This window comes from Pseudomonas sp. fls2-241-R2A-110 (assembly GCF_030209165.1).
Classification (GTDB): Bacteria; Pseudomonadota; Gammaproteobacteria; order Pseudomonadales; family Pseudomonadaceae; genus Aquipseudomonas.
Genome location: NZ_JARVSN010000018.1, coordinates 375,904 through 387,026 on the forward strand (window position 1 = coordinate 375,904; position 11,123 = coordinate 387,026).

12 protein-coding genes and 1 other RNA gene are annotated in these 11,123 nt (G+C 60.7%); 8 read left to right on the forward strand and 5 right to left on the reverse strand.

The window, feature by feature from the left end; all coding sequences use genetic code 11:
* Nucleotides 1-2 precede the first annotated feature (2 nt).
* From QRN31_RS15775 to QRN31_RS15790, 4 genes are read right to left on the reverse strand one after another with little or no spacing between them, the layout of a single operon-like run.
* Nucleotides 3-488: a DUF4442 domain-containing protein gene (locus QRN31_RS15775; RefSeq protein ID WP_285432988.1), complete on the reverse strand. Its 486-nt coding sequence runs from the start codon at nt 486-488 to the stop codon at nt 3-5.
* Complete coding sequence (ubiH, locus tag QRN31_RS15780) at nt 481-1,668, reverse strand: 2-octaprenyl-6-methoxyphenyl hydroxylase (protein WP_285432990.1); 1,188 nt, start codon at nt 1,666-1,668, stop codon at nt 481-483. Before ubiH ends, QRN31_RS15775 begins: the two co-directional genes overlap by 8 nt.
* Nucleotides 1,665-2,999: a Xaa-Pro aminopeptidase gene (pepP, locus tag QRN31_RS15785; RefSeq protein ID WP_285432991.1), complete on the reverse strand. Its 1,335-nt coding sequence runs from the start codon at nt 2,997-2,999 to the stop codon at nt 1,665-1,667. Before pepP ends, ubiH begins: the two co-directional genes overlap by 4 nt.
* 27 nt (nt 3,000-3,026) lie before the next feature.
* Nucleotides 3,027-3,587 (reverse strand): YecA/YgfB family protein, encoded by a 561-nt coding sequence (locus QRN31_RS15790; protein WP_090178283.1) that lies wholly within the window; start codon nt 3,585-3,587, stop codon nt 3,027-3,029.
* A gap of 127 nt (nt 3,588-3,714) precedes the next feature.
* On the opposite strand from QRN31_RS15790, the gene QRN31_RS15795 reads away from it, so the two are divergent.
* The 4 genes from QRN31_RS15795 to QRN31_RS15810 all read left to right on the forward strand — a co-directional run bounded on the left by QRN31_RS15795 (nt 3,715) and on the right by QRN31_RS15810 (nt 5,139).
* Nucleotides 3,715-3,924 carry a TIGR02449 family protein gene (locus tag QRN31_RS15795; RefSeq protein ID WP_003213954.1) on the forward strand — a complete coding sequence of 70 codons (210 nt, stop codon included), beginning with the start codon at nt 3,715-3,717 and terminating at the stop codon, nt 3,922-3,924.
* Complete coding sequence (locus tag QRN31_RS15800; protein WP_007942435.1) at nt 3,921-4,238, forward strand: cell division protein ZapA; 318 nt, start codon at nt 3,921-3,923, stop codon at nt 4,236-4,238. The genes QRN31_RS15795 and QRN31_RS15800 overlap by 4 nt, the downstream gene beginning before the upstream one ends.
* Nucleotides 4,239-4,268: 30 nt before the next feature.
* A non-coding RNA gene (gene ssrS, locus QRN31_RS15805) (6S RNA) lies at nt 4,269-4,447 on the forward strand.
* An 86-nt stretch (nt 4,448-4,533) separates the two neighbouring features.
* Nucleotides 4,534-5,139, forward strand: a complete 606-nt coding sequence (locus QRN31_RS15810) for a 5-formyltetrahydrofolate cyclo-ligase (RefSeq protein ID WP_285432992.1) — start codon at nt 4,534-4,536, stop codon at nt 5,137-5,139.
* 34 nt (nt 5,140-5,173) lie between these two features.
* Here QRN31_RS15810 and QRN31_RS15815 read toward each other — a convergent pair whose 3' ends face one another.
* Nucleotides 5,174-5,323, reverse strand: a complete 150-nt coding sequence (locus QRN31_RS15815) for a hypothetical protein (protein WP_285432993.1) — start codon at nt 5,321-5,323, stop codon at nt 5,174-5,176.
* Between the two features lie 201 nt (nt 5,324-5,524).
* On the opposite strand from QRN31_RS15815, the gene QRN31_RS15820 reads away from it, so the two are divergent.
* The 4 genes from QRN31_RS15820 (at nt 5,525) to QRN31_RS15835 (ending at nt 10,907) form a co-directional block, all read left to right on the forward strand.
* Nucleotides 5,525-5,974 (forward strand): EVE domain-containing protein, encoded by a 450-nt coding sequence (locus QRN31_RS15820; RefSeq protein ID WP_285432994.1) that lies wholly within the window; start codon nt 5,525-5,527, stop codon nt 5,972-5,974.
* 129 nt (nt 5,975-6,103) lie between these two features.
* Entirely contained in the window at nt 6,104-7,069 is a 966-nt protein-coding gene (locus tag QRN31_RS15825; protein WP_285432995.1) for an HlyD family secretion protein, read from the forward strand.
* Nucleotides 7,066-9,789 carry a ribosome-associated ATPase/putative transporter RbbA gene (rbbA, locus tag QRN31_RS15830; protein ID WP_285432996.1) on the forward strand — a complete coding sequence of 908 codons (2,724 nt, stop codon included), beginning with the start codon at nt 7,066-7,068 and terminating at the stop codon, nt 9,787-9,789. Before QRN31_RS15825 ends, rbbA begins: the two co-directional genes overlap by 4 nt.
* On the forward strand, nt 9,789-10,907 hold the full coding sequence (locus QRN31_RS15835; protein WP_285432997.1) for an ABC transporter permease: 1,119 nt from the start codon (nt 9,789-9,791) through the stop codon (nt 10,905-10,907). The genes rbbA and QRN31_RS15835 overlap by 1 nt, the downstream gene beginning before the upstream one ends.
* Nucleotides 10,908-11,123 lie beyond the last annotated feature (216 nt).

The following is an 11,123-nucleotide window of genomic DNA, read 5'->3' on the forward strand; positions in this document are numbered from 1 at the left end:
CTTTAAGCCTGTCTCGCTTGCGGCTTGCGCCGCACGTAAAGGGTTTTTCCGACCCGCGCCACCAGGTGACCGGCGCCGTCATGAATATCGACCTGCAACTGCGGCAGGTATTTTTCGCCATTGGCCGTCTGCCGGCGGATCTCGTCGAGCAAGGTGTCGTCGATCGTGAAACGGGCGAACACCGGACCTTTGCCCGGCTTGATGAAATCGATGTCGGCGGCCTTGTCCCAGACGATGTAACGGTGACCGAGGTTTTCCATCAGCATCAGCATGAAAAACGGGTCGACCATCGAATACAGGCTGCCGCCAAACTGGGTGCCGACGTAATTGCGGTTGTACCAGCTCAGGCCCATGGACACTTTGATGTCGCGAAAATCATCGCTGATGTGCTGAACCCGAACCCCGGCCCCCAGATACGGCGGGTAGAAGGTCATGACCCAGCGCATCAACCGCGCTTTGCCGAACGTGTCGGTCAGCCACTTAAGCATCGGGACGTGTACCCAGACCCATGGCTTGCCGGGCGAACCAGCGCTTGGCCGGTGGCAGCAGATCGAGGCCGAGCAAGCCGATGTTGCGACCCAGCGAAACCAGCGGCTGGGTGCTGCCAAACAATCGGGTGACTTGATCGGAGAAGCCCACGGTGAGGTTCTGATCCAGGCGCTGGCGCTCGCGGTAAGCCTGCAAAGTCGCAAAGTCGCCGGGCGCTTTCTCGCTGGCCAACAAGGCATCGGCCAACGCCTGGGCATCACGCAAGGACAGGTTGAAACCCTGGCCGGCAATCGGGTGCAGGCTGTGGGCGGCGTTGCCAAGGATCGCCAGGTGCGGGCGCACCTGCTCTTCGGCCTCGATCAGCGTCAGCGGGTACAGATGCCGCGCGCCCACCTGTTTCAGGGTGCCAAGGCGATAACCGAACACGCCCTGCAATTCACTGAGAAAGCTGCGCTCATCGAGCGCCGCCAACCGTTGCGCGTCCATCCCCAGGCGGGTCCAGACCAGGGCGCAGCGGTTTTCCGGCAGCGGCAGCAACGCCATCGGGCCGTCGTCGGTAAAACGCTCGAATGCCATGCCGTTGTGGGCTTCACTCGGGGTGATATTGGCGATCAGGGCGCTCTGGTTGTACGGGCGCTTCCTGATGCCGATCCCCAACTGCTCGCGCAGGCCGGAACGGCCGCCATCGGCCAGTACCGCAAGGTCGCATTCCAGTGTGGTTTCGTCGTTGAGGGTCAGGCGATAGCCATCGGTCAACGGTTCCATCCGCGTCACTTCCGCCGGGCAACGCCAAGTGACCACGTCCTTGTCCAGGCCTTGCCAGAGGCATTGGCCTAGCCAGGCGTTTTCCACCACATAGCCTAGGGCCGGAACGCCTTCTTCCATCGCGGACAAGCGCGCAGTGGAAAAACGGCCACGGTCGGAGACATGAATCTGCTTGATCGGCTCAGCGCGACGGGTGATTTCCTGCCACACGCCCAACCGTTGATAAATTTGCTTGGCACCGTAGGACAACGCTGAAGAACGGGCGTCATAGCTCGGCTGATAAGTATGGCCGGGAGCAAACGGCTCGATCAGTACGATCTTCCAACCGCGCGCCTTCGCCCCGGCCTGCAAGGCCAACGCCAGACTGGCGCCCACCAGGCCACCACCGATAATCGCCAGATTGACTCGGCTCATGCCGCGTGCGTCCGTGCAGCGGCCATCAAGGCCTCGATCTCGGCGACGGTTTTAGGCACGCCGTTGGTCAGGATTTCACAACCGGTTTTGGTCACTACCACGTCATCCTCGATGCGCACGCCGATGCCGCGCCATTTCTTCGCTACGTTCTGATTGTCCGGCGAGATGTAGATCCCCGGTTCAACGGTCAGCGCCATGCCGACTTCCAGCACGCGCCATTCGCCGCCGACCTTGTAATCGCCGACGTCATGCACATCCATGCCCAGCCAGTGGCCGGCGCGGTGCATATAAAAGGCTTTATAGGCTTCGCTGGCGATCAACTCGTCGACTTCGCCTTGCAACAGGCCCAACTTCACCAGGCCGGCGGTAATCACCCGGACCGTGGCTTCGTGTGCCTGATTCCAGTGTTTGTTCGGGGCGATCTCGGCGAATGCGGCTTCCTGGGACGCCAGCACCAACTCGTAGATCGCCTTCTGTTCAGGTGAATACTTGCCGTTGACCGGCCAGGTGCGGGTGATGTCGCTGGCATAGCAGTCGATCTCGCACCCGGCATCGATCAGCACCAGATCGCCATCCTTGAGCACCGCATCATTCTCCTGGTAATGCAGGATGCAGCTGTTGCGCCCGGACGCGACGATCGAACCGTATGCCGGCATCTTCGCCCCGCCCTTGCGGAATTCGTAATCGAGTTCGGCTTCGAGGCTGAACTCGTGCAGCCCGGCCCGGCTGGCCTGCATGGCGCGGATGTGCGCCTGGGAGGATATCCGCGCGGCTTCGCGCATCACCTTCACTTCTGCCGCCGATTTATACAGGCGCATGTCGTGAAGCAGATGATCCAGGGCAACGAATTCGTTCGGTGGCTGCGCGCCGAGGTGCGCTTTAGAGCGGATCACGTTGATCCAGTCCATCAGGTGACGGTCGAATTCCGGATTGCTGCCCATGGCCGAATAGACTCGGTCGCGCCCTTCGATCAGGCCCGGCAGGATGTCGTCGATGTCGGTGATCGGGAACGCGTCGTCAGCGCCGAAGTCGCGGATCGCGCCTTCCTGGCCGGCACGCAGACCGTCCCACAACTCGCGCTCGGCGTTGCGCTCACGGCAAAACAGCACGTATTCGCCGTGCTCTCGGCCAGGCATCAGGACGATGACGGCTTGAGGCTCGGGGAAACCGCTGAGGTACTGGAAGTCGCTGTCCTGGCGGTAGACATGCTCGACGTCGCGGTTGCGGATGGCTACCGCGGCGGCGGGCAGGATGGCAATGCTGTTGGGTTCCATCTGCGCCATCAAGGCCTTGCGGCGACGGCTGTATTCCGATTTCGGGATATGAATCATGGGCAGATGGCTTTCCCTGGCAAACGATTAATGCAGCGACGGTTTGGCCGCGGCCGGCGCATCTGCTTTTTTGGTTTCGGAAAACAGCAGCAATGGCGCGACCCGCAGGTATTCCATCACTTCCATGTAGTCGCTTTCACCGTCTTCGGACTCTTCCAGGGCGTCTTGCACCTGGGAAATCGCCGCCAGGTCCTGCAACACTTCGGTGGCCTCGGTGCTCAGCATGCTGCTGTCACGGCAGTTCAGCCCGAAACCGCTGAGGAAACCCTGGCACCATTGGCCCAGTGCTACGGCACGATCAGCCAATGGTTCGTCATCGGTCGGCAGCAGCAGAACGACGGTCACGTCGTCGCCGGTGAGCTCGCCCTTGACCATTTCCTGCAAGCCGATCAGGGCGTTGCGGACATTGTCCTGTGGCTCGTTTTCGAGCAGTTCGGCAGCATCAACCAGCCAACCTTCGGCGTCGAAACCTGCACCGGCGCAACTGCGACCGAGCAACAGGCCGTGCAGTTCGGCAGGCGAGACGTTATGACCGCTGGAAGTCAGCAGGGTGGCGAAGGCTTGGTACGGGGAATTCTGAATGGGCATGGGCAGCTAGGCGCCAGACGGCGCTATGTCTAGAATGAAGGCCTTGTATCCTACATCGACAGACTCGCCAAGACTATTAAAGGCTGTCCGCCATCTACCCTCCATCAGACCGAATTCAGTGGACACAATGGAAGACACCGACCTGCAAGCGCTGATGGCAAGACTCGAACTGCTAATTAATCGGGTCGAGCAACTAAAGAGTCAAAACGGACTCCTATTAGCTCAGGAAAAAACCTGGCGCGAGGAACGCGCTCACCTCATTGAAAAGAACGAAATCGCCCGGCGTAAGGTCGAATCAATGATTTCGCGCCTCAAGGCCCTGGAGCAAGACTCATGAGTTCAAGCAATAGCGTTACCGTGCAGATCCTCGATAAAGAATATTCGATCATCTGCCCGCAAGAGGAGCGCAGCAATCTGGTGAGCGCCGCCCGTTATCTGGACGGCAAGATGCGCGAAATCCGCAGCAGCGGCAAAGTCATCGGCGCCGACCGTATTGCCGTGATGGCCGCACTGAACATCACCCACGATCTTCTGCACAAGGAAGAACGCCCGGATGTACAGGCCAGCGGTTCGACTCGCGAGCAGGTTCGCGACCTGCTCGATCGCGTCGATCTGGTGCTCGCCACTGATCCGGACGTCACCAAGGGCTGATTCGGCTGGCGGCTTGGGTTATACTCGCATCACTCCCTGGGGTGCTTGCCAGTTGACCACGTCCCTGAGCCGATTCGCACTACCCTGGAAGTTGCACGTTGGGCTGGTGTGCATGTCCGCTAGACGGAAAGCCTTAAAGCCTACTGCATCTTCCACCTTGAACTTTCGGGTTCAAGGGCTAAGTCAGCAGCGGTTCATCCGGGGAGCCTGATTTGTGTCCGATGCCGGTTTAATTACCGGCATCGGCTTTTTTACGGGTACGCTTTATGTACTCGTCCTGCAGAAGCCTGAATTCATGAACGAACCTGCGCAGCTACCCCGCCCGCAACTTCGACGCATGCTGCGCAAGGCCCGCCGCGCACTGACGCCCAGTCAGCAGCGCCAGGCTGCTCGCGGGTTGTACAAGCAATTGGCCCAGCAGCCATTGTTTCGCCGCGCAAAACACATCTCCCTGTATCTGCCCACCGACGGTGAAATCGATCCGCGCCTGTTGCTGCGCGCCGCGCAACGCCGGGGCAAGGCGACGTATCTGCCGGTGCTCAGTGCCTGGCCTCGGACTAAAATGGTGTTCCAGCGGATCCGTCCCGGCGAGACACTCAAACCCAACCGTTTCCGCATTCTTGAACCCCGGGCCAACATCGCCCGGCAACGCAAGGTATGGGCGCTGGACCTGGTGTTGCTGCCATTGGTAGGGTTTGACGACGTCGGCGGACGCCTCGGCATGGGCGGTGGTTTCTATGACCGGAGCCTGGCCTATATGGCGCGCCGCCAAACCTGGCGCAAGCCAACGCTGCTGGGACTGGCCCATGAATGTCAGAAAGTCGAACGATTGGCTCAAGCGAGCTGGGATGTGCCGTTGCAAGGAACGGTGACAGACAGGGCGTGGTATTTCGCAGGCTAGACGCCACTGGTATCAGCGGCGTCCGAAGACGGATTCAGCGTTTGAAAGCCGAGGGTTTTTGCTGGGCGATTTCGATTGGCGCGTCGGTCTTGTTGCTCCACAAGCTTTGGGCATAGCCAGTGGTCACGACGCCGAGGCCGAACAAAATAACCAAAATCCATAGTAAATCCGGTTTGCGTTTCATCGATTGCCCCCCAAAGGCACATCAATACGATGACAGCAGCGGTTTCCGTTGTAGGTGTAGGCCGTGCAGCAGCGTCAAGCTTAGAAGGCCGGCATTTTGCGACAACGTGAACTGACACGCAAACGCTGGCGTCAACCGACCGTCGGTTTGTCATAAAATCGCCCGATAACTTGCCCAACCACCTCGCAAGGAGCAAAAACGATGGCGTACTGGCTGATGAAATCCGAGCCCGACGAGCTCTCGGTCAAAGACCTCGAGAAGCTGGGTCGAGCGCGCTGGGACGGGGTTCGCAACTATCAGGCGCGCAACTTTTTGCGTGCAATGGCGGTGGGCGACGAGTTTTTCTTCTATCACTCCAGCTGCCCCGAGCCCGGGATTGCCGGAATCGGCAAGATTGTCGAAGCCGCGTACCCGGACCCGACGGCACTGGAACCTGAAAGCCATTACTACGACCCGAAGGCCAGCGCAGAAAAAAACGCCTGGAGCGCCATTGATGTCGCGCATGTCGAGACGTTTGCCAAGGTGTTGAAGCTCGATTATCTGAAGCAGCAAACGGCGTTGGAACAGATGCCGTTGGTGCAGAAAGGCTCGAGATTGTCGGTCATGCCGGTGACAGCCGAGCAGTGGGCGGCCGTTCTCGATCTACGCTAAAAAATCAAAACCACTTCGCCATCCCTTTTGCGTGCAGAACCGGGTTAGCCTGTGTCCCAGTTGACTGGCATCAACTCGCCCCGGCGTTTGCTCTGCCAGACTAGGACGCAATAGCCGCAGGATGCCAGCATGTCGACTCACAGCCGCTCTTCGATTCTTTTCGCCAGCGCTTTGCTGGTTTTACTGCTGGCCGCCGGGGGCTTCGGTTACTGGAAGTCGATGCATGACCGGTTGCCCGAAGGCTTGTATGTCGGCAACGGCCGGCTCGAGGCCACGGAAGTGCAGATCGCCAGCAAAACCCCTGGCCGACTGGCCGAAGTGCTGGTCAATGAAGGCGATAAGGTCAGCAAAGGCCAACTGCTGGCCCGGATGGACACGCGCACCCTCGAAGCCCAGCGCGATCAGGCACTGGCCGAGGTGTTGCGCGCCCGGGAAAACCTCTCCGCCGCCCAGGCCAACGTGCAACTGCGCCAGAGCGAACAACTGCTCGCTCAACAGGAACTGAAACGGTCTCAGGAACTGTTCAAACATGGTTTCGTGAGCGGCCAGATCATTGATCAGCAGCAAGCACGCCTGGACACCGGCGGTGCTGCGGTCGCAGCGGCCCGAGCGCAAGTCTCGGCGGTCGGCGCAGCGATCGGAGCGGCGCAGGCCCAGGTCGCCATGTTGACCAGCGAAATCGATGACAGCAGCCTGCGCGCGCCCATCGACGGAGTGATCCAATTGCGCATGGCCGAACCCGGCGAAGTGCTGGGTGCCGGCGGACGGGTGCTGTTGCTGATCGACCCCAGCGACCAATACATGAACCTTTACCTCTCGGCCTCCATCACCGGACGCCTGGCGGTCGGCGAAGAAGCGCGAATCCTTCTCGACGCCCTGCCCGACCATCCGCTGCCGGCAAAAATCAGCTTCGTCGCGGCCAAGTCGCAATTCACCCCCAAGGAAGTCGAGACGCGCGACGAGCGGCAAAAACTGGTGTTCCGCGTCAAGTTGCGCCTGACCGATCCGAGCGCCCTGCCCCAGGCTAAACCGGGCATGCCGGGTGCCGGTTACGTGCGCACGGCGCCGATCAACTGGCCGGCCAACCTGCAATGACCAACCTGGCGCTGCAAGCGACCGGCATCAACCACCGTTACGGCAAGCAGCACGCGCTCAGTGACATCCTGTTCAGCCTGCCGGCGGGCACCCGCTGCGGGTTGATCGGCCCCGATGGTGCCGGCAAGTCGAGCTTGCTGGGACTGATCGCAGGCGTGAAAACCCTGCAGAACGGACAACTGAACGTGCTGGGCGGCTCGATCCAGGATCGCCGCCACCGCACGAGTCTCTATGCCCGTATCGCCTTCATGCCCCAAGGCTTGGGCGGCAACCTTTACCCTGATTTGTCGATCAGCGAGAACATCCACTTTTTCGCCACCCTGTTCGGCCTGTCGAAAGCTGAATTCGATGAGCGCATGCACAGCCTGTTGCTGGCCACCGATTTGCTGCGGTTCGCCGATCGCCCGGCGGGCAAGCTCTCGGGGGGCATGAAACAGAAACTCGGGCTGTGTTGCGCGTTGATCCATGAACCGGACCTGCTGATTCTCGACGAGCCGACGACCGGCGTAGACCCCTTGTCCCGTCGACGCTTCTGGGAGTTGGTCGACGACGTACGCCGCCAACGCCCGCAACTGACATTGCTCGTCGCCACCGCCTACATGGAAGAAGCCGAGCAATTCGAACATTGCCTGATGCTCGACGGCGGCAAACTGATTGCCACGGGACTGAGCAGCGAATTGGCCGCCGCGACACCCAGCGGCAAACTCGACGAAGCGTTCACTCACTTTCAGGGCGCCAGCGGCCACGACAACCTGCCGCTGGTGATACCACCCAGGACCGGCGCCAGCACGGATATCGCCATCGAGGCCCACGGCCTGACGTTGCGCTTTGGCGATTTCACTGCGGTGGATAACGTCAGTTTCGCCATCGGTCGCGGTGAGATTTTCGGCTTTCTCGGCTCCAACGGCTGCGGCAAGACCACCACCATGAAAGTCCTCACCGGGTTGATGCCCGCCACTGAGGGCAGCGCCACCCTGCTGGGCAATCCGGTAAACGCTAAAGACCTGGCCACCCGCAAACGGGTCGGTTTCATGTCCCAGAGTTTCTCGCTGTATGGCGAACTCAGCGTGCGACAGAACCTGGACTTGCATGCGCGACTGTTCGATTTGCCCAAGGCCGACAGCGCCCGGCGCATTGACGAACTCATCCATCGCTTCAACCTGGACAGTGTCGCCGATCAGCCGTCCGGCGCCCTGCCCTTGGGTTTGCGTCAGCGACTGTCGCTGGCCGTGGCGGTGCTGCATCGCCCGGAAGTGCTGATCCTCGACGAACCCACCTCCGGCGTGGATCCGGCCGCGCGAGACGACTTTTGGCGATTGCTGATCGAACTGTCCCGCGAGCAAGGCGTGACCATTTTCCTCTCCACGCATTTCATGAATGAAGCCCAGCGCTGCGACCGCATCTCGTTCATGCACGCCGGCAAGGTACTGGCCTGTGACACCCCGGCGGCCTTGCAACAACAGTTCGAGGGCGAAACCCTGGAAGCAGCGTTTGTCACTTGCCTGGAACAGGCCCAAGGCACAAGCGAAGCACCGGCGCCTGCGGTGCCCACCGAAGTAGCCGTCGCACCGCCTCCACCGATGAAGCAACGTGGTTTCAGTGTCGCTCGCCTGGTGGCAGTGGCCAGCCGCGAAGCCAAGGAGTTGCTGCGCGATAAGGTGCGGATGGCGTTCGCTTTGCTCGGGGCGATCTTCATGATGGTGATCTTCGGCTACGGGATTTCCCTGGACGTGGAAAAACTCGCGTTCGCCGTATTCGATCAGGACCAGACGCCGCAAAGCCGCACCTATTTGGAAGCGTTCCGCAGCTCGCGATACTTCGCCGAACAAGCGCCGATTCGCGACACCAAAGAGCTGCATCGACGCCTTCAGCGCTCGGAAATCAAATTGGCGTTGGAAGTGCCGCCAGGTTTTGGCCGGGATTTGTACGCCGGACGTCAACCGGCCGTGGCTGCCTGGCTTGATGGCGGCATGCCGTTTCGCGCGGAGACCAGCCGCAATTACGTGGAGGCGGTGCATCAGGCCAACATTGAACAGTTGGCCGAACAGAGCAGCCCTGCACTGAATCGACAAGCCGCGGCCACACTGCAAACCCGATTCCGCTACAACCAGGATGTCGTCAGCGTCAACGCCATCGGCCCCGGGGTGATGGCGCTGATTCTCGCGTTCATTCCGGCCATGCTCACTGCATTGGGGATCGTGCGGGAAAAAGAGCTGGGGTCGATCACCAACTTCTACGCCACGCCGCTGACACGCCTGGAATTCCTGCTCGGCAAACAAGCGCCGTACCTGGCGGTCAGCCTGATCAACCTGGCGGTGCTGACAGCCATGAACCGCTGGTTGTTCGGCGTACCGTTCAAGGGCAGCGGCCTGACCCTGGCCTTCGGCGGGCTGCTGTATGTGCTGGCAACCACCAGCATGGGCCTGCTGATCTCGGCATTCACCCGCACCCAGATCGCCGCCATCCTCGGCACGATGATCATCACCAGCCTGCCGACTATCCAGTTTTCCGGACTGATCGTGCCGCGCTCCTCCCTGGAAGGCGCCGCCGCAGTGATGGGCATGCTGTTTCCGGCCGGTTACTTTCTCGATATCGCCGTCGGCACCTTCACCAAAGCGCTCGACCTGCGACAGTTATGGCCCCAATGCCTGGCGCTGTTCGGGTTCTTTCTTGCCTTCACCGGGCTGAGCCTGGTGATGCTGAAAAAGCAGGAGGCCTGATGCACAAGCTTGCGCATATTTTTCGGCTGGGCCTCAAGGAGCTGACCAGCCTGCGGCACGACAGTGTGTTGCTGGTGTTCCTGTTCTACGCCTTTACCGTGGCGATCTATATGCCAGCCGCCGGCTCGGTGATTGGCGTGCACAACGCCAGCGTCGCGATGGTGGATGAAGATCACAGCCACCTGTCCCGCCAACTGGCGCAAGCCCTGCAACCGCCGGAGTTCCAGCGACCGGTGCTGTTGCCTTACGCGCAACTCGATCAGGTCATGGACAGCGGGAAATACACCTTCGTGATCAATGTGCCGGCGAATTTCCAGGCGGATCTGTTGGCCGGTCGCCAACCGGCGGTGCAAGTGAACGTTGATGCCACGGCCATGAGCCAAGCGTTCATGGGCGCGGGTTACATCGGGCGGATCTTCCAGCGCGAACTGCTCAACTACGGTGGGCAAAACGATCCCGCCAATCAGGCACCTGTCCTGCTGACCACCCGCTCGCTGTTCAATACCAATCTGGAAGGTGGCTGGTTCCTGGCGGTGATTCAGATCGTCAACAACATCACCATCCTGGCCATCATCCTGACCGGCACGGCACTGCTGCGCGAGCGTGAACATGGCACCCTCGACCATTTGCTGGTGCTGCCGTTGACCGCGCTGGAAATCATGCTGGCGAAAATCTGGAGCAACATGCTGGTGGTGGTGGTGTGCACCTGGATTTCGCTGGAAGTGATCGTCAAAGGCGCACTGGGCGTGCCATTGGCGGGCTCCATGAGCCTGTTTTTGATGGTCACCGCGGTTTATCTGTTCGCCAGCACGGCGCTGGGGATTTTCCTCGCGACCCTGGCTCGCTCGACGCCGCAATTCGGCCTGCTGGCCATTCCGGTGATCATTCCGATGCTGTTGCTGTCCGGTGGCAGCACGCCGCTCGACAGCATGCCGCAATGGCTGCAATGGGTGATGCAGGGGTCACCATCAACGCACTTTGTCAGCCTCGGCGCCGCCATCCTGTTTCGCGATGCCGGGCTGAGCGTGGTCTGGCCGGACCTGTTGGCATTGAGCGCCATCGGGCTGCTGTTCTTTGCGATTGCGTTGATGCGGTTTCGCAAGAGTCTGGCGTCTTGAATGGTGGCGGTTTTGGGGGTGGGGTTGGGGTTGGGGTTGGGGTTGGGGACATATCCGTTTTTGGGGTAACGGCGGCTATTGGTTCCGCCCTGACGGCGGGTTACTTGGAAAAGCGCCAAGTAACCAAGCGCTTGCGCCCCTGACGTACGGTGCCTCGCTTAGGCTCGGCATTCCCTCACTCCGGTCCTGCTCCGTGGGCCCGCCGCCATCGGCCAT